Raw genomic sequence first — 24519 nt, 5'->3', positions numbered from 1 at the left:
AGCCGCGCCACCCGGTTTATTTTTCCTGGGCCGCGGCCAACACGCTGTGCAACAGCACGTTTGCCCCTTTCTCTGACCACTCCGGCAGGATCCTTTCCGCTTCGTTATGGCTGATGCCCTTCACGCAGGGGATAAAAATCATGCTGGCAGGGGCAATTTTGCTCACATAGCAGGCGTCGTGTCCCGCGCCGGAGACCATCGGTTTCGCCGAGTAGCCCAGTTCCACCACGGCCTTCTCCGTGCGGGCCAGACATTCGGCATCAAACGCGATGGGCGCGTAGTCAAAGATGCGCTCAACGACAGCCGCCACCCCGCGCAGGCTCAGGCTTTCAGCCACCTTATGCAGCGCTGCCTCCATGGCTTCCAGCGCCGTCTGCGCCGGATGGCGAAACTCCACGCTGCAGACCACCCGAGACGGCACGACGTTGCGCGAGTTTGGCGTAACCTGCGCCATGCCGATCGTCGCCCGTCCGTCCGGCGCATGCCGATAGCCAATCTCCTCCACCTTCAGCGCCAGCTCCGCGAAGGCGGTCAGCGCGTCGCGGCGGCTGTGCATCGGCGTCGTTCCTGCATGGGCGGCAAATCCGTCCAGCGTCAGGGTGAACCAGCGCTGGCCCATTGCCGCGCGGACGAGCCCGATATCCAGACCTTCGTCCTCCAGAATCGGGCCCTGCTCGATGTGCAGCTCGTAGCAGGCGTAAACCGGAAACGCGCGGGCAGGGGCTTCACCCCGGTAGCCGATGTTATCCAGGGCTTCACCCACGGTGATGCCATCGTGATCGGCGCGGGCATGGGCGTACGCTTCGCTAAATTGCCCCGTCCAGACCCCTGAAGCGAGCATGGCTGGCGCGAAGCGCGCGCCTTCTTCGTTGGTCCAGTTGACCAGCACAACGTCACGTTCTGTCTCAATATGATGGTCGTTGAGCGTTCGCAGCAGCTCCAGCCCGGCCAGCACGCCGTAAACCCCGTCGTAGTTCCCCCCCAGCGGCTGCGTATCCACGTGCGAACCGGTCATGACCGGGGTAAGCTGCGGATTTTTCCCCGCACGACGGATAAACATGTTGCCCATGCTGTCGACGTCACAGGTAAAACCGGCGTCCAGCGCCCAGTCGCGCAGCAGGTCACGCGCAATACGATCTTCCTCGCTTAATGCCAGACGGGTGACGCCACCGGCGGGCGTGCCGCCGATCTGCGCCATCATCTCAAGCGTTGACCACAGCCGTTCGGCGTTGACGCGGATCATGGCTTGTCCTTACTGCAGCGGTAGCGGAAATCACAGCACGCGCCGCCCTGCATAATGGTGGTGGTGCGGGTTAGCTCTACGTCGGGCGCATAGCCCACGATGAATTTTTCATCGCGCGCGCAGGAGAGCAGGTGACCAATTTCGCCCAGCCCCATCTCGTGGTACATCTCCGCGTAGCGACAGCGGGTCACGTTGTAGTTGTACTGCTGGTCGTCGGCGTCAATCACCTTCACCTCCAGGGCGTTATCTTTCTCCCACAGATACTGCAGGGCGATAAAGCTCTTGATGTTTGCGCCGTTGGGTTCTTTGCTGGCAAACCCTTTGCCAGCGTCAATCGCGGCCTGCTCAATGGCCTCACCAATCACCGCCTGGGCGCGGGCTTTCCCTATCTCGCGCACCAGGATTTCATAAATTGGCTTAATAATTTCGGCTTCAATTTTGCGGCGGGCGAGAATGCCCAGCTCATTATTATCACTCATCACATTGCCTCGCTGCGTTACTTCGCTTTTGCGCCGCCCAGCACGGTCTGCGGCTGCCATTTGCCGTCGACAACCTTATAGACCGTGAACGACGGCGATTTCAGGTTGCCCTCTTTATCAAACGCGATCTGTCCGGTGACGCCGGAGTAGCTGATGGCGCGCAGGGCGGGCAGATAGTCGGACGGCTCAACGGAGTCTGCTTTTTCCATCGCCGCCACCAGCACGCGGGTGGCGTCATAGGCGAACGGGGCGTGCAGTTCGATATGGGTGTGGTAGCGGGACTGGTACGCCTGCTCGAACGCTTTACCACCCGGCATCTGGTCAACGGGCAGACCCGGCTCCAGCGCCACAACGCCTTCGCCTTCTTTCTGCGCCAGCTTGAGGAACGTCTGGCTGACGAATCCGCCTGCGCCCATCAGCGTGGCGTTCATGCCCAGCTGTTTAATGCGGCGCGCCAGCGGTGCGGCCTGGCTGTCGACGCCGCCGAAGAAGATCAGATCGGCGTTTTTACTGCGGATGGCGGTCAGTACGGCGCTGAAATCGACCGTTTTGTCATCCACGTACTGACGGTCGACAATTTTCACGCCTTGCGCTTCCAGCGATTTAATAAACTGGTCTGCCAGACCCTGACCGAAGGCGGTACGGTCGTCGATCACCGCAATGCGTTTGGCTTTCAGGGTGTTAACCGCGTACTGACCGGCGAGCTGACCGCCGTCATCGTCGTGGCCCATCACGCGGAAGCTGGTGTCAAAACCCTGTTGGGTATAGGCATGACCGGTTGCGACCGGCGCCACCTGGGCGATACCCGCATCGTGATAAATGCGGGCCGCCGGAATGCTGGTGCCGGTATTCCAGTGACCGACCACGCCTGCCACGCCGCTATCCACCAGACGCTGCGCGACGGCTACGGCGGTGCGTGGGTCGGACTGATCGTCTTCGGACTGCAGTTTGAAGGTCACCGCTTTGCCGCCGATGGTCGGGTGCTGCTTGTTAATGTCGTCAATGGCCAGCTGCGCGCCGTTCTCCAGATCTTTCCCGATACGGGCAGACGGGCCGGTCAGCGGGCCTGCTAGTCCGATGACCACGGTTTCACCGTCGGCGGCCCACGCGGACGTTGAGGCAAAACCACCGAGCAGAATAGCGGCGCTGAGCGCACTGATTTTTACTGTTTTCATTGTATTTCCCTGATGTTGGCTGGTGTGGTTAAACGGGCATTTCGCCCAAATAAATCTGTGCAATCTGGTCGTCGTTGAGCAGCGCTTTCGATTCGCCATGATGAACAATGCTGCCGCTGTCCATCACCCACGCGCTGTCGGTCACCTCCAGCGCGAGCCGGGCGTTTTGTTCGATAAGCAGCAGGGCGACGCCGCGCTCGCGCAGCCCGGCAATAACGGCAAATATGTTCTCGACCATCTTCGGGGCAAGGCCCATTGACGGCTCGTCGAGGATCAGCAGGCGCGGGCGGCTGAGCAGGGCGCGGTTAAGGGCCAGCAGCTGTTGCTCGCCGCCGGACAGCAGCCCGGCAAGCTGATGCTGGCGTTCGCCCAGACGCGGGAAACGCTCGAAAATTTCGTTCATTTCGCGCCTGACGGTGACAGTGTCACGCCTGAGCCAGGCGCCCATCTGCAGGTTTTCCAGTACCGTCATGCGGGAGAAGATCCCGCGGCCCTCCGGGACCATCACCAGCCCGTCGCGAAGCAGGGTCTCCGGGCTCTGTTTACGCACCGCTTTACCGCTGAAGTCAATGCTGCCGCTAAAGCTTTCCAGCCCGGTAATGGCGCGCACGGTGGAGCTTTTCCCCGCGCCGTTCGCGCCGATCAGCGTAGCCTGTTCGCCCTCGCGCAGGGTAAAGGAGACATCGCGTACGGCCTGAATGCCGCCGTAATGCACGTCCAGACGTTCCACCTTCAGTAATTCAGACATGGGCGTGACCTCCAAGCCAGGCGGCGACCACTGCCGGGTCGCGCCGCACGCTTTCCGGCGTGCCGCTGGCGAGCGTTTTGCCGTAATCAAGCACCGTCAGGCGGTCGCAGATGCCCATCACCAGCTTGACGTCATGCTCAATCATCAGCAGGGTTTTGCCGTCATCGCGAATGCGGATGAGCAGCTCGCCGAGCGCCACTTTTTCCGCCGCGTTCATCCCGGCAGCGGGTTCATCTAGCGCCAGCAGCAGCGGATCCGTTGCCAGCGCGCGGGCGATTTCAAGCCGACGCTGATGACCATAGGCCAGATCGCAGGCGCGATAGTGGGCGAACTGCGCAATGCCGGTATAGTCCAGCCAGTGCCAGGCCAGTTCGCGGGTCTGCTTCTCTTCCTCGCGGGCGCGTTTGTGGCGGCTCAGCGCGGCCCACAGGCCGTTACGGGTGCGCACGTGGCGGCCCACCATCACGTTTTCCAGCACCGACATCTCGTTGAAGAGGCGCACGTTCTGGAAGGTGCGGGCAATCCCGGCGGCGGTCACTTTCTCTATCTGCTTCGGGAAGTAGGGCTTATCGGCAATCGAAAATTCGCCGCTGTCCGCCGGATAAAGCCCGGTGATCAGGTTAAAGCAGGTGGTTTTTCCCGCGCCGTTGGGGCCGATCAGCCCGTAGATCTCGCCTCTGTTCACGGTAATCGAAACGTCATCCACGGCAGTCAGCCCGCCGAAGCGTTTTGACATGTTGCGTACGGTTAACAGACTCATGCCTTCACCTCCTTGTGGCGTACCGGCCAGATGCCGGACGGGCGCACCAGCATCACCAGCACCAGTGCCAGACCGTAAAACAGCTGTCGCAACACTTCAGGATCAATCAGCACCGTACCGAACAGCGCCTGCTGCACCGGCGCTGCCTGGCTGCGCAGCAGTTCCGGCAGGGCGGTAAGCAGTACCGCGCCGAGGATCACGCCCGGAATGTGCCCCATACCGCCCAGCACCACCATCGCCAGTACGGCAATCGATTCCTGTAACGTGAAGGATTCCGGGGAGACAAAGCCCTGAAACGCGCCGAAAAGCGCACCCGCCACGCCGCCAAAGGAGGCGCCCATCGCAAAGGCGAGCAGCTTATAGTTACGCACGTTGATGCCCATCGCGCGCGCCACATCTTCATCCTCGCGGATGGCGTGCCAGGCGCGGCCAATACGGGAATGCTGCAGGCGCAGGCAGACGAAGACGATCGCGATAATCACCAGCATCAGCAGGTAGTACCACAGCCACAGCGCGGGTACTTTGAAACCAAACCAGTGGTATACGCCGCTGAACTTCAGGCCGAACAGGTTCAGCGTATCCACTCCGGTTATGCCCTTTGCGCCGTTGGTGATGTTCACCGGACGGTCGAGGTTACGCATCAGGATGCGGATAATTTCGCCAAAGCCGAGGGTCACTATCGCCAGGTAGTCCCCGCGCAGCTTGAGCGTAGGAGCACCGAGTAAAATCCCGCAGACGGCCGCGACGAGGGCGGCCAGCGGAATAATGAGCAGATACGAGGTATGCAGCCCCTCCGGGAACCAGACGCCGAGGATCGGGAACACCTCCAGCAGGTGCGGGGAAGCCATCAGTGCCGCGAGGTAGGCGCCGACCGCGTAAAAGGCGATAAAGCCCATGTCCAGCAGGCCGGTATAGCCCACCACAATGTTAAGCCCGAGCGCCAGCATGATGTAGAGCAGGGCGAAGTCGATGACGCGCACCCAGTAGTTGCCGCCAAGCTGCGTGGCCACCACGGGCGCAATCAGCAGCGCGAGGCAGAACAGGCTCATGCCTGACCAGAATTTGCGCGTCGCCGCCGGGGCCTGGAGTTGAAGTGTTGTCATGGTATTCCTTACGCCCTGTTCGCCACGCGCTCGCCCAGCAGGCCAGCCGGACGGAAGACCAGCACCAGGATCAGCACCATAAAGGCAAAGACATCCTGATAGTTGCTGCCAAATACGCCGTGAGTTAGTTCACCCAGGTAGCCTGCGCCCAGCGCTTCGATAATGCCGAGCAGTATCCCGCCGATCATGGCGCCCCGAATGTTGCCAATGCCCCCCAGCACGGCGGCGGTAAAGGCCTTGATCCCGGGCAAAAAGCCCATCGAGAAGCTGGCGTTGCCGTAGTTGCTCGCCATCATTACGCCTGCCAGCGCGGCGAACACGCCGCCAATGGCAAACGTCAGGGTGATAATGGCGTTTGGGTTAACCCCCATCAGCGTGGCCACGCGCGGGTTTTCCGCCACGGCGCGCATGCCGCGCCCCAGACGGGTGTATTCCACCAGCAGCCACAGCCCGGTCATCACAGCCAGTGCCAGCGCCACGGTGACAATTCCGGTAACGGTCACGATGGCGGGCGGGTGCGCTTCGCTGCCGGACGTGACGGCGATAGGGTCCATCGGCAGGATCTGCGGGAACATCAGCGGGTTGCGCGTCCAGATAATCATCGCCACGGTTTGCAGCAGGACGGAGACGCCGATACCCGAGATCAGTGGCGCCAGGCGCGGTGCGTTGCGCAGTCGACGGTAGGCAAAGCGTTCAACGGCCATTGCCAGCACGGCGCAAACGGCCATGGCAATCACCAGGGCAACGCCAAGCTGCAACAGCAGCGGCATATGCGGGAAGGTGGTATTCAGGGCGTTTATGGCGGAGAGCGTGGTGAGCGCGCCGACCATCAGAATATCGCCGTGAGCAAAGTTAATAATGCGCAAAATGCCATACACCATGGTATAGCCCAGCGCGATCAGCGCGTAGATGCTTCCCAGCATCACACCGTTGATCAGTTGTTGTATGAGTGTATCCAACGTCTGTACCCGCAAAGTGCTCGTTCTGCGGCTACCATCCAATAAATGAATTAAATTGTAAAATACGCATCTATTATTTCTTATGATAAATAGATATTGCTCTATCTTTATGATTTATATAAATATAATGAAGACCTGTTTTTGGGTGAAAAGCCTAAAGAAATCAACATATGAATAAAACAGAACAATTGGTTGGCCTGCCTGCGTATGCAGAAAGTCGCCTTGCAAACGATCCGCCGCTTCGGGCTGTGCGTGCCTTTGAGGCCATCGCCCGGCTGGGCAGCGTCACGCTGGCCGCGCAGGAGCTGGACATTTCTCCGTCGGCCGTCAGCCATCAGCTCAGGGTGCTCGAAGGGTACCTGCAAATGCCGCTGACGGAGCGTCAGGGGCGCAGGCTGGTGCTGAGCCAGCACGGGCGGGAATATTACCGCTCGATCCGTGCGGCGTTTAACGTGCTGCGCCAGGCGACGGAGCACCTGGCGGAGCAGGCGCAAACGCGTCAGGTCACCATCAGCCTGATCCCGCTTTTTGGTATGGGGTGGTTTATCCCGCGCTTGCCTGCGTTTATGCGCGCCAACCCGCAGACCGAGATTAACGTGGTGTATGCCAACCATCGTAACTATCTGAGCGACGCGTCGGATATGTCGATTCGTTTTGGCAACGGCCAGTGGGCGGGCTATCAGAGTGAAAAGCTGATTTCCGGACAGATGGTGCCGGTGTGCAGCCGCGCGTTTTTGCGCGTTCACGGCCATATCGACACGCCTGAGCAACTGCTGCAGATGCCGCTGCTGCACGATGAGGAGCGCACGACGTGGGCGCAGTGGTTTGTACAGCAGGGGGTGAAGCGTCCCGTTCGCCGCAGCGGTCCAATGTTTGAGGACGGTCTGCTGACGCTGGCGGGCGTACAGGCGGGTCTGGGGTGTGCGCTGATGCGGGAGCCGCTGATTGCGCCGTATCTTGAGAGCGGCGAGCTGGTGAAGATCTTTGACCTACCGATTGATGACGGACGCGACTATTACCTCTGCGTGCGCTCAGATTCAGAGATGACCGAAGACGGCAAGCTGCTGCAAAACTGGCTGCGGCGGGCAGCGGGCGGGGAGTCGTCTGGCGGGTAAAAGAGGACGATAAAAAAGCCAGCTGTTCAGCTGGCTTTAGGAGAGACAAGATTTAGAACTGGTAGGTCAGACCCAGCGCTACGATGTTGTCGGTACCTATGCCTGCCTGGCGAGTGAACGTGTTGTCATCGAGCAGGTTGATTTTGTAATCCACGTAGGTGGACATGTTTTTGTTAAAATAATAGGTCGTGCCAACATCGATGTATTTCACCAGGTCCTGGTCGCCGAAGTTTTCGATGTCTTTGCCTTTAGACTGCAGGTAAGCGATAGACGGACGCAGGCCAAAGTCGAACTGATACTGGGCCACAACTTCGAAGTTTTGCGCCTTATTTGCAAAGCCGTAAATGTCGGTACGCTTGTTGTTAGAGGTACCGAAACGGGTTGCATTGTAGGTCTGAGAGTACTGCGCCGCGAGGTAAATGTTGTTCGCGTCGTATTTCACACCACCGCTGTATACTTCTGCGCGGTCGCCTTCACCGTATACGCCAGCCGCATTCTGGTCAGCGGTACGACGGGAGGAGGACATTGCACCACCTACGCTGAAGCCTTCGCCCAGATCGTAAGTCAGGGATGCGCCATAGCCGTCACCGTTCTGGTTCAGCAGGCTGCGGCCGCTGGTGTTTTCACCACTCACGCTGCCGTTTTTACCCTGATACTGCAGAGCAAAGTTCAGGCCATCAACCAGACCAAAGAAGTCCTGGTTACGGTAGGTTGCCACGCCGTTAGCACGAGACTGCAGGAAGTTGTCGGCACCGTAGGTGTCACCGCCGAATTCTGGCAGAACGTCAGTCCAGGAGGTCACGTCGTAAATCACGCCGTAGTTACGACCGTAATCGAATGAACCTGCTTCCGCGAACTTCAGACCTGCAAACGCCACACGAGTCCAGGACTGGTTGTCGCCTTCGTCTTTGTTGCCCTGAATCTGGTATTCCCACTGGCCGTAACCGGACAGCTGATCGTTAACCTGGGTTTCACCCTTGAAGCCGATACGCATGTAGGTTTTATCGCCATCTGCGCCAGCATCATCAGAGAAATAGTGCAGACCTGTCACTTTACCGTACAGATCCAGCTTGTTACCGTCTTTGTTGTAAATTTCGGCAGCGTTAACAACGCCTGCTGCCAGCATGGAAGTGACTGCCACTGCAACTAAGAACCTATCCCAAAAGGAATTGTCAGATAATACAATATGATAATTTCTGAGGGCGAAGCGTGGCGGGCAACAAGTGGCAGATCAGTGATGGACTCTGGGAGAAAATGGCTCCACTCATCCCGGAGCATAAAACTCAACACCCGCTGGGTACGCACCGCAAGCGGGTTGATAATCGCGCTGCAATGAACGCCATTTTCTTCGTACTCAGGACGGGCTGCCAATGGAATGCGCTGAATGCCACCGGTATATGCTCGTCAAGCTCTGCTCATCGCCGATTTCAGGAGTGGCGAGATGCTGGAGTATTTGAACGCTTCTGGCAAAATGGGTTGCTTGCTTGCGAACAGTTGGACTCTATTGACTGGTCGTGGCTGTCGATGGATGGTTGTATAACCAAATCACCGCTGGCAGGCTCAAAAAAACAGGCAGGAACCCTACAGACCGGGGGAAACAGGGCGTAAAGCGCAGTCTGATGACTGACGGGAACGGGCTACCGCTTGCACTGGTTGTTGCCGGAGCAAATACGCACGACATAAAGTTGGTTACGGATACGCTCGATGCCCTCCAGACGGGCAGACCGGGCAAGAGGCTCCGGTTGTGCATGGACAAAGGGTATGAAGCGGAATGGCTGGAATCGTATCTGAAAAGTCGTCGCTATGAACCTCATATCCAGTCACGAAAGGATGAGTCAGAGGCCATCAAATACACGGATTTTAAGGCTCACCGCTGGGTTGTAGAGAGAACACACAGTTGGATGAATCGCTACCGCCGTGTCCTGACTCGTTGGGAGAAGAAGGTCGAGAATTATGAGGCGATGCTGCATTTTGCCTGTGGTGTCATTGTCTGGAACAAAACCCTATTGGGATAGGCTCTAATTTAAGTTTCATCTTAAATGTTCCTTATAATTTTTTTCGGTATTTCCTGAACCACTTTGAACGATTTCTAAACGAGGCTGTTCGTCAATGGCATGCTATTCTTAAAAATCTCGTAGTCTTATTTCAATAATAAGTTTCAAAATATTAGAGATAATTTCAATTAGTGTGATCTCGATCGTGTGAGAAGGCGATCATTCAAACAATATGGTCGGAATTTATACGATTAATAGCTATTTAGTTAGTGGGATTATTGCTTTTACTATAATTTCTGATGGTTTTTGTTTATCGCGTTAAATTTCGCAATTTCCGAGGGTTTAATGAGGGTGGTATTGCTGCTTTTCTTTAAAAACAATGGGTTATTTAATTTTTCAGCGTCTATTCCGCATATTATCATAAAACTGTCAGAGCTGAATTATTGCACGCCATGCTATCCTGAGCGTTAATATTCATTACTCACTAATTTCATTGGGTTGTCAGTTTGTGTCAACTCGCTTCAGGTCGCTTTACAGAAGGCGTTCAATATAAACCGAACTTAAACAGATGCTCTATTATCATGATAAATATTCTGATGTCTGATCACATTTTAAATTTATGTTAATTATGTTGCCGGGTTGAAATTCCCCCGGCCAGTCGAGCAGCGTTATTTTCGTGTGGCGTACCAGCAGAGCAACGACCCGGCGCAGACCATCAGCGCGCCTTGCCAGAACGAGAATGACAGGGGGGAGCTTAGCACCGCGGCGGCAAGCGCGGCAGAAAGCACGGGGGTAAAATAGGATACGGCAGCCAGAACCGTGACGTTACCGTGCAGGATGCCAATATTCCAGGCGGCGTAACCAAACCCAAGCGCGATACCGCACATAACCAGCTTCACGACTACCGGAAGCGTGAACACCATGTCGGGCTGATCGCTCAGGGCATATTTCACCCACAGACTCAGCGCGGTCAGCAAAACAAACAGGGTGATGCCGTTTTGCCCTTTCGCAAATTTGCTGGTGACGGTGCAATAGGCGGCCCAGATAAAGGCCCCGGCAAACGCCAGCGCATAGCTCAGAGGGCTGGAAACGACATTCCGGGTTATTTCCTCAAGGTGTAATCCTTCTTCGCCGCCCAATACCCAGCACACGCCCAGCAGCGAAATGAGCAAGCCGGGGATCACCCACAGGGTAGACTTTTGCCCGTTGAACAAAATCGCAAATACGATCGTCAGGCTCGGCCAGAGATAATTGACCATACCGACTTCAATCGCCTGCGCGCGCGTGGCGGCATAGCCCAGCGACAGCGCCAGACATATTTCGTAGCTGACAAATAAAACGCTGCCGGCAATAAGATAGCGGGGAGAAAACCGTCGGATATCAGGAAATCCTACCGTCACCAGACACAGTATTCCGCTGAGGGTGTAGATCATCGCGGCACCGCCAACAGGGCCCAATCCCTCACTCACGCTGCGAATAAGGCCGACCATGGTGCTCCATAACAGTATTGCCGCCAGCCCAATAAGCGTTGCTCTCTTTCTGTCCATTACTCGCCATCACAATAAAAATTAAAGGAAAAATGTATCGCATTACGCCTGTCGCTGTCGTGAATTATTCTCTTAAGCCGTTAATCAAAAAGGGGTAATGAAACGTTGCGGAGGTGACTATTAAGGGGGGGAAGGCTGATGACCTTGATTTGACGCAAAAAAATCAGGGGCTTTGCTGTTAGTTTGCGGCGCGAAGTCTTTTCAGATAACGAGGACAGCAATGGACGTCAGCCGCAGACAATTTTTTAAAATCTGCGCGGGCGGTATGGCCGGAACAACAGCCGCAATGCTGGGATTTGCTCCCAAAATGGCGCTGGCTCAGGCACGCAACTATAAACTGCTGCGCGCCAAAGAGATCCGTAACACCTGCACATACTGCTCCGTGGGTTGTGGGCTTTTAATGTATAGCCTGGGCGATGGCGCGAAGAACGCCAGAGAAGCGATTTATCACATTGAAGGGGATCCGGATCATCCGGTGAGCCGCGGGGCGTTATGCCCGAAAGGGGCGGGGCTGCTGGACTACGTCCACAGCGAGAACCGCCTGCGCTACCCCGAATACCGCGCGCCGGGCTCCGACAAATGGCAGCGTATCTCCTGGGATGAGGCCTTCTCCCGTATTGCGAAATTGATGAAAGCCGACCGCGACGCCAACTTTATTGAAAAGAACGCGCAGGGCGTGACGGTCAACCGCTGGCTTTCCACCGGCATGCTATGCGCCTCGGCGGCCAGTAATGAAACCGGCATGCTGACGCAAAAATTTGTGCGCTCGCTCGGCATGCTGGCGGTAGACAACCAGGCGCGCGTCTGACACGGACCAACGGTAGCAAGTCTTGCTCCAACATTTGGTCGCGGTGCGATGACCAACCACTGGGTTGATATCAAAAACGCGAACGTCGTGGTGGTGATGGGCGGTAACGCCGCTGAAGCCCATCCGGTGGGGTTCCGCTGGGCGATGGAAGCGAAAAACAACAACGATGCGACGCTTATCGTCGTCGATCCGCGCTTTACGCGTACGGCATCGGTGGCCGATATCTATGCGCCGATCCGCTCCGGTACGGACATTACGTTCCTGTCCGGCGTGCTGCTGTACCTGATCGAAAACAACAAAATTAACGCGGAATACGTTAAGCACTACACCAACGCGAACCTGCTGGTGCGGGATGATTTTGCCTTCGAAGACGGGCTGTTTAGCGGCTATGACGCCGAAAAACGTCAATACGATAAAACCTCCTGGAACTATCAGTTCGATGAAAACGGCTATGCGATGCGCGATGAAACGCTCACGCATCCGCGCTGCGTGTGGAACCTGCTGAAGCAGCACGTCTCCCGCTATACGCCGGACGTCGTGGAGAACATCTGCGGCACGCCGAAAGCGGACTTCCTGAAGGTGTGTGAAGTGCTGGCTTCCACCAGCGCCGCCGACAGAACCACCACGTTCCTGTACGCGCTGGGCTGGACGCAGCACACCGTGGGCGCGCAGAACATCCGCACCATGGCGATGATCCAGCTGCTGCTCGGCAACATGGGGATGGCAGGCGGCGGCGTGAACGCGCTGCGCGGCCACTCAAACATTCAGGGCCTGACCGATCTCGGTCTGCTCTCCACCAGCCTGCCGGGCTACCTGACGCTGCCGTCTGAAAAGCAGGCCGATCTGCAAGCATATCTTGAGGCCAATACGCCAAAAGCGACGCTGCCGGATCAGGTGAACTACTGGAGCAACTATCCGAAGTTCTACGTCAGCCTGATGAAATCCTTCTACGGCGATGCGGCGCAGAAAGAGAACGACTGGGGCTTTGAGTGGCTGCCGAAGTGGGATCAGGCTTACGACGTCATCAAGTATTTCAACATGATGGATAAGGGCGACGTCACGGGGTATATCTGCCAGGGCTTCAACCCGGTGGCCTCCTTCCCGGACAAGAACAAAGTCGTTCGCAGCCTGAGCAAGCTGAAGTACATGGTCGTTATCGATCCGCTGGTGACCGAGACCTCCACCTTCTGGCAGAACCACGGGGAATCGAACGATGTCGATCCGGCCTCGATTCAGACCGAAGTGTTCCGCCTGCCGTCCACCTGCTTTGCGGAAGAGGATGGCTCCATTGCCAACTCCGGCCGCTGGCTGCAGTGGCACTGGAAAGGTCAGGATGCACCGGGTGAAGCGCGCAACGACGGCGAGATCCTGGCCGGGATTTATCACCGCCTGCGCGAAATGTATCGCACCGAAGGCGGCAAAGGCGCGGAGCCGCTGCTGAAGATGAGCTGGCGCTACAAGCAGCCGGATCGTCCTGAATCCGAAGAGGTCGCGAAAGAGAACAACGGCGTGGCGCTGGCGGATCTCTACGACGCTAACGGCAACCTGGTGGCGAAGAAAGGCCAGCTGCTGAACAGCTTCGCGCTGCTGCGTGACGACGGTACCACGGCATCATCCTGCTGGATCTACACCGGCAGCTGGACGGAGCAGGGTAACCAGATGGCGAACCGCGACAACGCTGACCCGTCAGGCCTGGGCAACACGCTGGGCTGGGCTTGGGCATGGCCGCTGAACCGTCGCGTGCTCTACAACCGCGCGTCGGCGGATATCAACGGCAAGCCGTGGGATCCGAAACGGATGCTGATCCAGTGGAACGGGGCGAAATGGACGGGGAACGACATCCCGGACTACAGCACCGCCGCGCCGGGCAGCAACACCGGGCCGTTTATCATGCAGCCGGAAGGGCTGGGACGCCTGTTCGCCCTCAACAAGCTGGCGGAAGGGCCGTTCCCGGAACACTACGAGCCGATGGAAACGCCGCTCGGCACCAACCCGCTGCACCCGAACGTGGTCTCCAGCCCGGTGGTGCGGATCTACGAAGACGACGTGCTGCGCCTGGGCAAAAAGGACAAGTTCCCGTACGTAGGGACGACCTACCGCCTGACCGAGCATTTCCATACCTGGACCAAGCACGCGCGGCTTAACGCCATCGCGCAGCCGGAACAGTTTGTGGAGATAAGCGAAACGCTGGCGAAAGCGAAGGGCATCGCCAACGGCGACCGCGTGAAGGTGAGCAGCAAGCGCGGCTTTATCCGCGCGGTGGCGGTGGTCACCCGCCGCCTGCAGTCGCTGAACGTGCACGGCCAGCAGGTGGAAACCGTCGGTATCCCGTTGCACTGGGGCTTTGAAGGGGTGGCGCAGAAAGGCTACATCGCCAATACCCTGACGCCAAACGTCGGCGATTCCAACTCGCAAACGCCGGAGTATAAAGCGTTTCTGGTCAACATCGAGAAAGCGTAAGGAGCGATTAAATGGCGATGGAAACACAAGACATTATTAAACGCTCCGCGACCAACCCCATAACGCCCGCGCCCCGCGCGCGGGACTACAAGGCAGAGGTCGCCAAGCTTATCGACGTCTCCTCCTGCGTGGGCTGTAAGGCCTGTCAGGTGGCCTGTTCGGAGTGGAACGATATTCGCGACGAGGTAGGGCACTGCGTTGGGGTGTACGACAATCCGGCGGATCTGAGTGCCAAATCCTGGACGGTGATGCGCTTTAGCGAAACCGACCAGAACGGCAAGCTGGAGTGGCTGATCCGCAAAGACGGCTGTATGCACTGTGAAGATCCGGGCTGCCTGAAGGCGTGCCCGTCTGCCGGGGCAATTATTCAGTATGCCAACGGGATCGTCGATTTCCAGCAGGACAACTGCATCGGATGCGGGTACTGCATCGCGGGCTGCCCGTTTAATATCCCGCGCCTCAATAAAGAGGATAACCGGGTATACAAATGCACCCTGTGCGTGGACCGCGTCAGCGTCGGGCAGGAGCCTGCCTGCGTGAAGACCTGTCCAACCGGCGCCATTCACTTTGGCACCAAAAAAGAGATGCTGGACGTGGCGCAGGAACGCGTCGATAAGCTCAAAGCGCGGGGCTACGACAAAGCGGGCGTTTACAACCCGCAGGGCGTGGGCGGTACGCACGTGATGTATGTGCTGCACCATAGCGACCAGCCGGAGCTGTACCACAACCTGCCGAAGGATCCGGCGATCGATACCTCCATCAACCTGTGGAAAGGTGCGCTCAAGCCGCTCTCCGCGGCGGGCTTTATCGCTACCTTTGCCGGGCTGATTTATCACTACATCGGTATCGGGCCAAACAAAGAGGTGGATGACGACGAGGAGGAGCATCATGAGTAAGTCGAAAATGATAGTGCGCACCAAATTTGTCGATCGCGCCTGTCACTGGACGGTAGTGATCTGCTTCTTCCTGGTGGCGGTATCGGGAATTTCGTTCTTCTTCCCGACGCTGCAGTGGCTGACCGAAACCTTCGGTACGCCGCAGATGGGGCGCATTCTGCACCCGTTCTTCGGCGTGCTGATTTTCGTGGTGCTGATGTTTATGTTCGTGCGCTTCGTTCATCACAATATTCCGGACAAGCAGGATATCCCGTGGGTGAAAGGGATCGTTGAAGTCCTGAAGGGTAACGAGCACAAAGTCGCGAAGGTGGGGAAATACAACGCCGGGCAGAAGATGATGTTCTGGACCATCATGAGCATGATTTTTGTGCTGCTGGTGACCGGGGTGATGATCTGGCGTCCGTATTTTGCACACTACTTCCCGATACAGGTGATTCGCTACGCGCTGCTAATCCACGCGACGTCGGCCATCATTCTGATTCACGCCATCCTGATCCATATGTATATGGCGTTCTGGGTGAAAGGATCGATTAAAGGCATGATTGAAGGGAAGGTGAGCCGCCGCTGGGCGCAGAAACACCACCCGCGCTGGTACCGTGACGTGGAGCGACTGGAAGCAAAACAGGAAAGTACGGAAGGGATGAAGTAAAACCTGCGCCGTCGGCTTTGCCCGGCGGCGCTGCGCTTGCGCGGGCCTACTCTTCAAATCAGAACCGCTCTTCCACATACCGGAACGGGTATTTCGTGGGTTTGACCTTGCCGATTTTGCGTTTCGGTAAATCCACCTTGTCGACGTGAATTTCTTTATACGGGATCTGCGAAAGCAGATGCGAAATAATATTCAGGCGCACGCGTTTTTTATCCTCTGAACGCGCCACAAACCACGGCGCCCAGGCGGTATCGGTGGCTTCAAACATGGCGTCGCGCGCAAGGGTATACTCATCCCACAGGTTAAAAGACTTAATATCCATCGGCGACAGCTTCCAGATCTTACGCCCATCGTTAATACGGTCGCGCAGGCGGCGCTCCTGCTCTTTCGGCGTCACCTCCAGCCAGTACTTCAGCAGGATAATCCCGGCATCGACCATCGCTTTTTCCATAACCGGCGCGCCGTCTAAAAATTTCTCCGCCTGTTCCTCCGTGCAGAACCCCATCACTCGCTCAACGCCCGCGCGGTTATACCAGCTGCGATCGAAGATCACGATTTCACCCGCCGAAGGCAGGTGGGGCACATAGCGCTGGAAGTAGAGCTGGCTTTTTTCCTTTTCAGTCGGAGCAGGGAGCGCAACAACGCGAAACACGCGCGGGCTGACGCGCTCGGTGATCGCTTTAATGGTGCCGCCTTTGCCAGCACCATCGCGTCCTTCAAAAACAATACACACTTTTAACCCTTTGGCGACGACCCACTGCTGGAGCTTAACCAGTTCGACGTGCAGGCGGCGGAGCTCTTTTTCATACTCTTTGGTCTTAAGCGGTGCATTCGATACGACATCAACAGCGACAGGGGTTTTCTTTTTGCTTCCCATGATTGTCATCCTCAGGTTGTCCGGTGCGGAAAAAGCGAGGCCGCACTATGAAGTGTAATCCACCTGATATTATGCGTATTGTTTTTAGGTAATTAATGTCTCGACACTTTTTTAAGCAGATACAGAGGTATTAACGAAGGTGCTAAGCACCTGTTTCCCTATGCAGATGCAATAAAATCAGCACATTTAATCCCACGCTCTATTTGTGGTTAATGTGATAATTTCATTCTTATTTACTTAAAGGAACTAAGAATGAGTTGGAATAAAGACGCTGCGGTTTCGTATCTCCGTTCACACGCTCTGGTGTGCTCTCATAGTGAATGTGCTAAGGATGTACTGATGAAAAGAATATTTTTATCATTCGTTATGTTGCTGGTGGGATGTAGTTCGGCTGCCAATCAAGAACGTAGCGCACAAGACGCTACTGAATCATTTTATAAATCCTATCTTTCCGTATTCGGCAGCGATGAAACCAGGCCTTATCCTGCCGACGAACTGCGTAAATATGTTTCTGCTGATACGATTGCTCGCATTAATACCATTCAGGAAATCTCTGAACAAGAGTTAATAGAGTCTGACTATTTTACGTATACACAAGATTACTCCCGTGAATGGATACCTGCGTTACGAGTGGAAAACGCCAGACCATTTTTAAACGGTGAAGTAGTCCACGTCATTGAAGGGGCGGGTAACGGGAGAAGCATCCATCTTGAGGTATTTCTTCGTCGTGAAGATGATGAATGGAAAATCTACCGCGTTCGTGACGTAACGAACAATCACGAGCACCCAATTTTCAATGCTGGCGCGATTACACGCGCTAAAGCGGCGGCAGAAAGCACACCGTAAAAGCCAGACCTTAAACCCTTTAAAGCCCTGACGCCTGCCGGGGCTTTTTGTTTGCCAATCCCACCGCGTAGCAGTTGGAGAAAACCCCTGAATCAATGGATTAACCTGTCAGCCATCTGATTTGAACTGGCTCACCATACAAGATTATTCAATAATGCCCGCTGCGAGTGATTAACCCGTGGTTGAGGTATGAAAAAGACAATATTTTCGTTGGCGCTTGGCACATTTGGCCTGGGCATGGCTGAATTTGGCATCATGGGCGTGTTAACCGAGCTGGCGCATGACACCGGTATTTCGATTCCCTCCGCCGGGAATATGATCTCGTTTTATGCCTTCGGCGTGGTGATTGGCGCCCCGATTGTGGCGCTCTTCTCAGGCAAGTTCTCGTTAAAAACCACGCTGCTGTTTCTGGTGGCGATGTGCGCTGTTGGCAACGCCCTGTTTACGTTTTCTACGTCATATTTCTGGCTGGCGCTGGGGCGGCTGATTTCCGGTTTTCCGCACGGCGCGATTTTCGGCGTCGGGGCGATTATTCTGTCTAAAATTGCGCCGCCGGGGAAGGTGACGGTCGCGGTGGCCGGGATGATCGCCGGAATGACCGTCGCCAACCTGGTGGGTGTGCCGCTCGGCACCTGGCTGGGGCACCAGTTCAGCTGGCGTTATACCTTTTTCCTGATAGCCCTGTTCGATGCGCTGGTGATCCTCTCGGTGCTGATCTGGGTGCCGGACATTCATGACAAATCAGAAATTAAACTGACCGAGCAGTTCCAGTTCCTGAAGAAACCGGAGCCCTGGCTGATTTTTGCCGCCACCATGTTTGGTAACGCAGGTGTATTCGCGTGGTTCAGCTTCGTCAAACCGTTTATGGTCAACGTTTCTGGCTTCTCCGAAGGCATGATGACGATCATCATGATGCTGATGGGCCTTGGCATGGTGTTGGGCAATCTGTTGAGCGGCAAACTCTCGGGACGCTTTAGCCCGCTGCGCATTGCGGCGACTACCGACATGGTGATTGTCGCCTCGCTGCTGCTGCTTTTTGCCTGCGGTGAACTGAAAACGGCCTCGCTGGTGATGGGCTTTATCTGCTGCGCCGGACTGTTCGCGCTTTCTGCGCCGCTGCAGATCCTGCTTCTGCAAAATGCGAAGGGCGGGGAGATGCTGGGGGCCGCGGGCGGGCAGATGGCGTTTAATCTCGGCAGCGCGATTGGCGCGTACTTTGGCGGGATGATGATTACCCTCGGCTTTAGCTGGCTCTACGTCACGCTGCCTGCGGCGATACTTTCTTTCTCGGCCATGAGCGCGCTGCTGATCTACGGTTATCTGCGGGCCAGGCAGGCTCAGGCTAACGCTCGCGCGCTAGCCTGATCGGGTCAGGCAAGCCAGGGCTCGCCAAGGGTCAGCATCAGGCGGTTGGCCCAGGCGAAGAACGCGGCGGACTGCACCAGGTCAAGCTGCGCCAGGGTATCCAGCCCCTCTTTTTCGAGTGCGGCAAGGTGCAGCGGCGTGGCGGCAGGCGGCGTAACCGACAGCGCTGCCGCAAAGTTAATTTCCGCCTGCCAGCGCGCAGACTGCCCCTCGCTCAGGGATTGCCCCGGACGCACGGCCAGCAGGGCCTCTACCGCCGCGTCATCCTTTGACAGCTGGCTGGCTTTCCGCGCATGGACAGATGCGCAGTAAATGCAGCCGTTGATTTTACTGGCGACCGTTGCGGCCAGCTCGCGCTCGGCGCGCGGCAACCCCCCCGGCGTATAAAAAATCCCTTTATCCGTTAGCGTGCGCTGTTCAAGCACCGGCAGGTTGCGCCCCAGCAGGCGGAAATAGTCGGAATCGGTGTGGCCAAACTTCGCCAGTATAGCAACCTCGTCATCACGAAAATCCGCCAGCGGTTTGGCGGCGATCCACGGCTCCCAGCCCAGCTCCTGCTGGGTGAAGGCGACGGGAGCCGCCTTCCCGGTGGCCGTGGTGGCGTTCGTGTGCCAGACGCCTGCCGCCACCGGCGCATCGCTTGTGGCGACAGGCCTGTCGTTCAGCAGCCGCAGGCCGGCAATCAGTCGGCTCTGGAAGCTGACAAAGGCGATAAGCTGCGCCAGGGTCACGATTCCTTCCTTGCTCCATCCCGCCTGGGTCAGCGCCCTTAACGATGTCGGCGTGGCTTCGACGGGGGAGAAGGTCAGCAGGCGCGCGAAATTGAGCGCCGGCGTCAGACGGGCTGAGGTCGGGTCTGCCAGGCCAAACCCCGCATAGTGCGCGGCCAGCGCCTCCGCGTTGTGCCACCTCGCAACTTTTGCCGCGACGGCGAAGCGCTCGTTCAGCGCAAAATCGCTATCCTGCTGAGTGAATAAGATTTCGTAGCTGCCCTGGGCGTGGCGCGTGGCGGCGTCCCGCGTGGCGCGCGCCTCTGCCAGAGGGGAACCGGGTTTGATTTCCGCCAGCTCGGCGAGAATGTCGTGACTTAATGACATAGGTGTCTCCTCAAAGGATGTGGGGGGCAATATGTTCGGCGATCAGTTCGATAGAGCGCAGGGTGTCGCGATGGGTGGGCTCGACCGAATGGACCTGGAATGAGATGTCCGTGGCGCGCCGGAGAACGGAATCGGCCTGCAGCGAACGCAGCACCGTCTCGGGCGAACCGATGTGGGCGTCGAACTGGCGACGAAAATCGGTGACGGTGTCACCCTTAACCGCGTGTCCGGCAGCGCGATGCTGCTGGGCCTGTCTGGTGAGACCCGGCGTCGCAACCTTCAGCGCGTAGTCATCGCTGTCGGCGACGAATGCCGTACGGGAGGCCAGAATACGCGGTGCGATACCGGCAGGCAGGGCCTCAAGGTAGGCATCCACAATCGGGTTCTGGATCGCGTCGAGCGTGAGATCCAACTGGTCTGCCGGACGCGGCTGCGTGCGGGAGAGCATTAACCCGTGTCCGGCCCGCGCGGCGCGAACGGCGCCGTCGACGGAAAAGGTGGCAATCCAGATCCTGTCAGCCAGCTGTGGCGCTGGCGGATAAAGGTGGTTATCCGGATGGGTGAGCGAATCCCCGCGCCAGGCGCTCTGGATCACATGCAAATGGTCAGCAAAGGCCGCGCCGCGCTGTTCAAACGTCAGTCCGAACGGCAGGAAAGAGGTCGGCGTGCCGCCCGAACCAAAGCCGACTTCGAGACGTCCATCGGCGAGTAAATCCAGCACCGCCGCATCTTCCGCCACGCGCAGCGGGTTTTCCATCGGAAGGGTGATGATGGCCGTGCCCAGCCGGATGGTTTCGGTATGCGCCGCAACGTGGGCCAGAAACAGCAGCGGCGACGGCAGGCCGCCTTCACTTTCGTGGAAGTGGTGCTGGGCAATCCAGGCGCTGTCAAAACCGTGGCGTTCAGCGTGGCGGATCTGTTCTGTAGCCAGTCGATAGCGCTCTTTCGGCGTGGCGTCGTCAAGCAGGCGGGTGAAAAATCCCAGGCGTTTTCGCGTCATGCGAACTCCTCCGTAGCGGGTGAAAAATGGGGAATGGCGGCAATCAGCTCGCGGGTATAGTCGTTCTGCGGTGACGTGAATAAGGTCTCGACGTCACCGTGTTCGACCACCTGACCGCTGCGCAGCACCGTGACGCTGTGGGCGATCCGGCGAACGGTAGAGAGATCGTGCGTGATGAACAGGTAGGTTAATCCCAACTGCTGCTGCAGCTGCTGAAGCAGCGCCAGGATCTGCGCCTGGACGGTGACGTCCAGCGCGGAGGTGGCTTCGTCCAGCACCAGAATGGTCGGCTCCAGGATCAGCGCCCGGGCGATGGCTACGCGCTGGCGCTGCCCGCCTGAAAGCTCTCTGGCGGTGCGGGTCAGGAGTTCGACGGGCAGGGCAACCCGCTGCGCCACGGTCTCCACCCGGGCCTTTCGCTCCGCCTTGGCGAGGCGAGAAAAGTTCTTCAGGGGCTCTTCGATGATCTCGAACAGCGTCTGACGCGGGTCGAGAGAGGCGAACGGATTCTGGTAAACAAACTGGATCTTCTGGCGCAGCTGACGGCGGGCCTCGCGGCTGAGCGCGGTGGCATCAATGTCATCAATAATGACCTGCCCGTTATCCGCCTGTTCAAAACCCAGCAAAATACGGGCGAGGGTGGTTTTCCCGGAGCCGGATTCACCGACCAGCGCATGCGTGCTGCCGCGCCTGACGTCAAACGTCACCCGATCCAGCGCCTGAAGCTGATGACCTTTACCCAGCGAGAACCGTTTGCTGATGGCGCGGGCGCGAATGGCCGGTGACGCCAGCGGAAGGCCCGCTACCGGGGCGATGGTCAGGCGTTGGCCCTGAAGATCGCTCAGCAGCTGACGGGTGTAGGCGTGCTGCGGCGTGCGGACGATATCGGCGGTGTCGCCGTGCTCCTGAACCTCGCCGTTGCGAAACACCAGCAGCCTGTCCGCGCGCTGGGCGGCCAGGGCCAGATCGTGGGTGACAAACAGAACGGCGGTGCCCGATTCCCGGCGCAGGATATCCAGCAGGTCGAGAATGCGTTTTTGCACCGTCACGTCCAGCGCGCTGGTGGGCTCATCGGCAATGATGACGTCCGGGCTCAGGGCAATGGCGATGGCAATCAGCACACGCTGTTTCATCCCGCCGGAGAGCTGATGCGGATACTGCTTCATGCGCTGTTCGGGATGGCTCAGTCCCACCTTTGTCAGCAGGGCGAGCACCTGCTCGTCGCGCTGGAGTGTCGTTACCTTTTGGTGCTGCTGAATGATTTCCCCGACCTGTACGCCGATCGTCTTCACCGGGTTGAGTGAATTACCCGGATCCTGCGGAACCAGGCTGATTCGCGCGCCGCGAAGGGTATCGAGACGCTTCGCTGACCACCGGCTAATCTCCTCGCCGTTGAGCACGATTTTCCCGGCATCCCGACGGGCGTTATCCGCCAGCAGGCCAATGATCGCCTGCGCCGTGGTCGTTTTGCCGGAACCGGATTCGCCGACAAAGGCCAGCATTTCCCCCCGCTGAAGGGCGAAGCTGACGTTATGCACCACCTCGCGCCATCGGCGCGCGGTACGGTAGCTGATGGTCAGGTTTTCTACCGAGAGTACGGTCATTTCAGGCCTCCGCTGAACTGCTGGCTGATACGGTTGGTGGCAAGCACGACGGCGATGACGACCACGCCGGGGAAGGTGGTTAACCACCAGGCGGTAGAGAGATAGTTACGCCCTTCGGCGATCAATAAGCCCCATTCCGGTACGGGCGGCGGGGTGCCGTAGCCGAGAAAGCTCAGCGTGGAGAGGGCCAGAATGGCCTGACCAAACTGCAGCGTGGCAAAGGCAAGGACGGCGGTTAAGGCGTTGGGCAGGATGTGTCGCCACAGCACCGCCAGGAACGTCCCGCCGCTGCCAAACGCCGCCTCGACATAATCCGTATGGCGGATGCGCACCACTTCACCGCGCGCGAGGCGGGCGAAGCTGGCAATGGAAGCCACGCCGACGGCAATGGCGGCGTTAACGGTGCCAAACCCGAGCAGAATAATGACCGTCAGCGAGAGCAGCAGAGACGGAATGGACAACAGCACGTCGACAAAACGCATCAGGAAAGACTCGACGCGTCCTCCGAACGCCCCGGCGATCACCCCGAGACCGGTGCCCACCACCAGCCCCATCGTGACGGCAGCGAGCGCCGCGCTCAGGGAGTGGGACGCACCGTACACAATACGGGTGTAAACATCGCGGCCAAGCTGATCGGTGCCGAGCCAGTGGCCCGCCTGCGGCGCCAGACGTTGCGCTCCGGCGATGCCCTCAATCGGGCTGTAGTGGGTTAACAGGCCGGGCGCCACGGCGGCAAAAATCGCGAGAATAATCACCGCCCACGCCAGCCACAGTCCCGGCTGCCACGCGACGCCCTGCCAGCCGGGAACGCGTTTTCGCGCCGCGGCAGCGTAATCGACCAGGCTCATGATGCACCTCCGGTAACGGTTTGCAGACGGGGATCCAGCAGCGGCATCAGCAGGTCCACCAGCAGATTGATCAGGACAAAGCCGAGGGCGGAAATCATCACCACCGCCTGAAGCACGGCGATGTCCTGGTTATTTACCGCCTGCTGGGTCAGCTGCCCGAGCCCGCTGCGGCCAAATACGGTTTCGGTGATTAGCGCTCCGGCAATGAGCTCGCCCAGCAGCAGCCCGGCAATATTGAGTACCGGCAGCAGCGCGTTGCCGGTGACGTGGCGCCACAGGACGACGGTTTCACTCAGCCCTTTGGCGCGGGCCACGGCGACAAACGGCTGCGTCGCCACCTGGTCCAGGCTGCGCATCAGGATTTGCGCCAGCGGGGCGGAGATCGGGATCGCGACGGTCACGATCGGCAGGATCAACCCCTGCAGCGGCGTCGGGTTAATCACCGGGATCAGCCGCAGCTGGAAAGAAAAGAGCTGGATGAGGGCAATCCCCAGCCAGAACGTCGGTAAGGAGATAAACAGGACCGGCAGCGACTGGAGAGTATTACTTAGCCAGCGCAGACCCGGCAGGCGCGACGCAAAGGCCAGCGCAAACGCCAGCAGGACCGCGAGTAAAAAGGCGGGCAGGGCGAGACTCAGGGTATCCGGCAGATTGCTGGCAATCAGCTCGCTGACCGGCACGCCTGCCTGTAACGAGTAGCCGAAATCCCCGCGCAGCATCGCCAGCAGCGTGTGGCCGTATTGCTGCCACAGCGGGCTGTCCGCGCCGTAGGCCACGCGCATCTCCTCGATTTGCGCCGGGCTTAAGCCCAGGTCCGGGTTCTGAAATTTAATCAGCACCGCGTCGCCCGGCAGCACCTGGAGCAACCCGAACGAAAGGGTAAAGGCGGCCCACAGCACCAGCAGCCCGTGCCCAAAGCGTTGAAGAAGTGCGTGGCGCATCGTCA

The 24519-nt window shown here is 58.1% G+C and carries 21 protein-coding genes and 1 pseudogene; 7 read left to right on the top strand and 15 right to left on the bottom strand.

The genetic code is table 11. The features are described from left to right. Nucleotides 1–16 precede the first annotated feature (16 nt). From ACVCAM_RS03905 to ACVCAM_RS03875, 7 genes are read right to left on the bottom strand one after another with little or no spacing between them, the layout of a single operon-like run. Nucleotides 17–1243, bottom strand: a complete 1227-nt coding sequence (locus tag ACVCAM_RS03905; RefSeq protein WP_407223382.1) for a Zn-dependent hydrolase — start codon at nt 1241–1243, stop codon at nt 17–19. Beyond that, entirely contained in the window at nt 1240–1722 is a 483-nt protein-coding gene (locus ACVCAM_RS03900) for an L-2-amino-thiazoline-4-carboxylic acid hydrolase (RefSeq protein ID WP_045352491.1), read from the bottom strand. The genes ACVCAM_RS03905 and ACVCAM_RS03900 overlap by 4 nt, the downstream gene beginning before the upstream one ends. A 17-nt stretch (nt 1723–1739) precedes the next feature. Next, entirely contained in the window at nt 1740–2897 is a 1158-nt protein-coding gene (locus tag ACVCAM_RS03895; RefSeq protein WP_039025279.1) for a branched-chain amino acid ABC transporter substrate-binding protein, read from the bottom strand. Nucleotides 2898–2925: 28 nt separating this feature from the next. Then, on the bottom strand, nt 2926–3645 hold the full coding sequence (locus tag ACVCAM_RS03890; RefSeq protein WP_025910970.1) for an ABC transporter ATP-binding protein: 720 nt from the start codon (nt 3643–3645) through the stop codon (nt 2926–2928). Further along, nucleotides 3638–4405 (bottom strand): ABC transporter ATP-binding protein, encoded by a 768-nt coding sequence (locus ACVCAM_RS03885; RefSeq protein ID WP_023327554.1) that lies wholly within the window; start codon nt 4403–4405, stop codon nt 3638–3640. The genes ACVCAM_RS03890 and ACVCAM_RS03885 overlap by 8 nt, the downstream gene beginning before the upstream one ends. Beyond that, complete coding sequence (locus tag ACVCAM_RS03880; RefSeq protein WP_128302257.1) at nt 4402–5508, bottom strand: branched-chain amino acid ABC transporter permease; 1107 nt, start codon at nt 5506–5508, stop codon at nt 4402–4404. Before ACVCAM_RS03880 ends, ACVCAM_RS03885 begins: the two co-directional genes overlap by 4 nt. Nucleotides 5509–5516: 8 nt before the next feature. Next, nucleotides 5517–6467, bottom strand: coding sequence for a branched-chain amino acid ABC transporter permease (locus ACVCAM_RS03875; protein WP_128302256.1), 951 nt, complete (start codon nt 6465–6467; stop codon nt 5517–5519). Between the two features lie 170 nt (nt 6468–6637). On the opposite strand from ACVCAM_RS03875, the gene ACVCAM_RS03870 reads away from it, so the two are divergent. After that, on the top strand, nt 6638–7582 hold the full coding sequence (locus tag ACVCAM_RS03870) for a LysR substrate-binding domain-containing protein (RefSeq protein WP_045333835.1): 945 nt from the start codon (nt 6638–6640) through the stop codon (nt 7580–7582). Nucleotides 7583–7634: 52 nt separating this feature from the next. Here the strand turns inward: ACVCAM_RS03870 and ACVCAM_RS03865 are convergent, their stop codons facing one another. Further along, nucleotides 7635–8723: a porin OmpC gene (locus ACVCAM_RS03865; protein WP_447093533.1), complete on the bottom strand. Its 1089-nt coding sequence runs from the start codon at nt 8721–8723 to the stop codon at nt 7635–7637. Between the two features lie 68 nt (nt 8724–8791). On the opposite strand from ACVCAM_RS03865, the pseudogene ACVCAM_RS03860 reads away from it, so the two are divergent. After that, nucleotides 8792–9597: pseudogene (locus ACVCAM_RS03860) on the top strand (IS5 family transposase). Nucleotides 9598–10244: 647 nt separating this feature from the next. On the opposite strand, the gene yddG reads toward ACVCAM_RS03860, so the two are convergent. Continuing rightward, entirely contained in the window at nt 10245–11123 is an 879-nt protein-coding gene (gene yddG / locus ACVCAM_RS03855) for an aromatic amino acid DMT transporter YddG (protein ID WP_045352495.1), read from the bottom strand. Between the two features lie 220 nt (nt 11124–11343). On the opposite strand from yddG, the gene fdnG reads away from it, so the two are divergent. The 3 genes from fdnG to fdnI are packed head-to-tail and all read left to right on the top strand — an operon-like array spanning nt 11344 to nt 15936. After that, entirely contained in the window at nt 11344–14391 is a 3048-nt protein-coding gene (gene fdnG / locus ACVCAM_RS03850) for a formate dehydrogenase-N subunit alpha (protein ID WP_407223381.1), read from the top strand. Nucleotides 14392–14402: 11 nt separating this feature from the next. Further along, nucleotides 14403–15287 carry a formate dehydrogenase subunit beta gene (gene fdxH / locus ACVCAM_RS03845; RefSeq protein WP_023292337.1) on the top strand — a complete coding sequence of 295 codons (885 nt, stop codon included), beginning with the start codon at nt 14403–14405 and terminating at the stop codon, nt 15285–15287. Beyond that, entirely contained in the window at nt 15280–15936 is a 657-nt protein-coding gene (gene fdnI, locus ACVCAM_RS03840; protein ID WP_008501728.1) for a formate dehydrogenase-N subunit gamma, read from the top strand. The genes fdxH and fdnI overlap by 8 nt, the downstream gene beginning before the upstream one ends. A gap of 58 nt (nt 15937–15994) precedes the next feature. Here the strand turns inward: fdnI and ppk2 are convergent, their stop codons facing one another. Next, complete coding sequence (ppk2, locus tag ACVCAM_RS03835; RefSeq protein ID WP_008501727.1) at nt 15995–16813, bottom strand: polyphosphate kinase 2; 819 nt, start codon at nt 16811–16813, stop codon at nt 15995–15997. Between the two features lie 339 nt (nt 16814–17152). On the opposite strand from ppk2, the gene ACVCAM_RS03830 reads away from it, so the two are divergent. Together ACVCAM_RS03830 and araJ are read left to right on the top strand one after the other, a co-directional pair. Continuing rightward, nucleotides 17153–17659, top strand: coding sequence for a YbjP/YqhG family protein (locus ACVCAM_RS03830; RefSeq protein WP_407223380.1), 507 nt, complete (start codon nt 17153–17155; stop codon nt 17657–17659). A 189-nt stretch (nt 17660–17848) separates the two neighbouring features. Beyond that, nucleotides 17849–19024 carry an MFS transporter AraJ gene (araJ, locus tag ACVCAM_RS03825; protein ID WP_447093532.1) on the top strand — a complete coding sequence of 392 codons (1176 nt, stop codon included), beginning with the start codon at nt 17849–17851 and terminating at the stop codon, nt 19022–19024. A 5-nt stretch (nt 19025–19029) separates the two neighbouring features. Here araJ and ACVCAM_RS03820 read toward each other — a convergent pair whose 3' ends face one another. Genes ACVCAM_RS03820 through ACVCAM_RS03800 form a run of 5 tightly spaced genes read right to left on the bottom strand, consistent with a single transcriptional unit; the run spans nt 19030 to nt 24514 of the window. Then, on the bottom strand, nt 19030–20121 hold the full coding sequence (locus ACVCAM_RS03820) for an alkylhydroperoxidase domain protein (protein ID WP_407223378.1): 1092 nt from the start codon (nt 20119–20121) through the stop codon (nt 19030–19032). A 10-nt stretch (nt 20122–20131) separates the two neighbouring features. Further along, nucleotides 20132–21121, bottom strand: a complete 990-nt coding sequence (locus ACVCAM_RS03815; RefSeq protein ID WP_008501724.1) for a putative FMN-dependent luciferase-like monooxygenase — start codon at nt 21119–21121, stop codon at nt 20132–20134. Then, nucleotides 21118–22725, bottom strand: coding sequence for a dipeptide ABC transporter ATP-binding protein (locus ACVCAM_RS03810; RefSeq protein WP_248244992.1), 1608 nt, complete (start codon nt 22723–22725; stop codon nt 21118–21120). The genes ACVCAM_RS03815 and ACVCAM_RS03810 overlap by 4 nt, the downstream gene beginning before the upstream one ends. Next, nucleotides 22722–23573: an ABC transporter permease gene (locus tag ACVCAM_RS03805; RefSeq protein WP_126348272.1), complete on the bottom strand. Its 852-nt coding sequence runs from the start codon at nt 23571–23573 to the stop codon at nt 22722–22724. The genes ACVCAM_RS03810 and ACVCAM_RS03805 overlap by 4 nt, the downstream gene beginning before the upstream one ends. Beyond that, nucleotides 23570–24514 (bottom strand): ABC transporter permease, encoded by a 945-nt coding sequence (locus tag ACVCAM_RS03800; protein ID WP_407223377.1) that lies wholly within the window; start codon nt 24512–24514, stop codon nt 23570–23572. Before ACVCAM_RS03800 ends, ACVCAM_RS03805 begins: the two co-directional genes overlap by 4 nt. Nucleotides 24515–24519: the final 5 nt, after the last annotated feature.

Source organism: Enterobacter sp. CFEC122 (assembly GCF_052983755.1).
This window is presented reverse-complemented; position numbering and strand designations above follow the sequence as displayed.

Coding starts and splice junctions, on each gene's coding strand:
- ACVCAM_RS03905 (WP_407223382.1), bottom strand. CDS start 1,243: ATGATCCGCGTCAACGCCGAACGGCTGTGGTCAACGCTTGAGATGATG.
- ACVCAM_RS03900 (WP_045352491.1), bottom strand. CDS start 1,722: ATGAGTGATAATAATGAGCTGGGCATTCTCGCCCGCCGCAAAATTGAA.
- ACVCAM_RS03895 (WP_039025279.1), bottom strand. CDS start 2,897: ATGAAAACAGTAAAAATCAGTGCGCTCAGCGCCGCTATTCTGCTCGGT.
- ACVCAM_RS03890 (WP_025910970.1), bottom strand. CDS start 3,645: ATGTCTGAATTACTGAAGGTGGAACGTCTGGACGTGCATTACGGCGGC.
- ACVCAM_RS03885 (WP_023327554.1), bottom strand. CDS start 4,405: ATGAGTCTGTTAACCGTACGCAACATGTCAAAACGCTTCGGCGGGCTG.
- ACVCAM_RS03880 (WP_128302257.1), bottom strand. CDS start 5,508: ATGACAACACTTCAACTCCAGGCCCCGGCGGCGACGCGCAAATTCTGG.
- ACVCAM_RS03870 (WP_045333835.1), top strand. CDS start 6,638: ATGAATAAAACAGAACAATTGGTTGGCCTGCCTGCGTATGCAGAAAGT.
- yddG (WP_045352495.1), bottom strand. CDS start 11,123: ATGGACAGAAAGAGAGCAACGCTTATTGGGCTGGCGGCAATACTGTTA.
- fdxH (WP_023292337.1), top strand. CDS start 14,403: ATGGCGATGGAAACACAAGACATTATTAAACGCTCCGCGACCAACCCC.
- fdnI (WP_008501728.1), top strand. CDS start 15,280: ATGAGTAAGTCGAAAATGATAGTGCGCACCAAATTTGTCGATCGCGCC.
- ppk2 (WP_008501727.1), bottom strand. CDS start 16,813: ATGGGAAGCAAAAAGAAAACCCCTGTCGCTGTTGATGTCGTATCGAAT.
- ACVCAM_RS03830 (WP_407223380.1), top strand. CDS start 17,153: ATGAAAAGAATATTTTTATCATTCGTTATGTTGCTGGTGGGATGTAGT.
- araJ (WP_447093532.1), top strand. CDS start 17,849: ATGAAAAAGACAATATTTTCGTTGGCGCTTGGCACATTTGGCCTGGGC.
- ACVCAM_RS03820 (WP_407223378.1), bottom strand. CDS start 20,121: ATGTCATTAAGTCACGACATTCTCGCCGAGCTGGCGGAAATCAAACCC.
- ACVCAM_RS03815 (WP_008501724.1), bottom strand. CDS start 21,121: ATGACGCGAAAACGCCTGGGATTTTTCACCCGCCTGCTTGACGACGCC.
- ACVCAM_RS03810 (WP_248244992.1), bottom strand. CDS start 22,725: ATGACCGTACTCTCGGTAGAAAACCTGACCATCAGCTACCGTACCGCG.
- ACVCAM_RS03805 (WP_126348272.1), bottom strand. CDS start 23,573: ATGAGCCTGGTCGATTACGCTGCCGCGGCGCGAAAACGCGTTCCCGGC.
- ACVCAM_RS03800 (WP_407223377.1), bottom strand. CDS start 24,514: ATGCGCCACGCACTTCTTCAACGCTTTGGGCACGGGCTGCTGGTGCTG.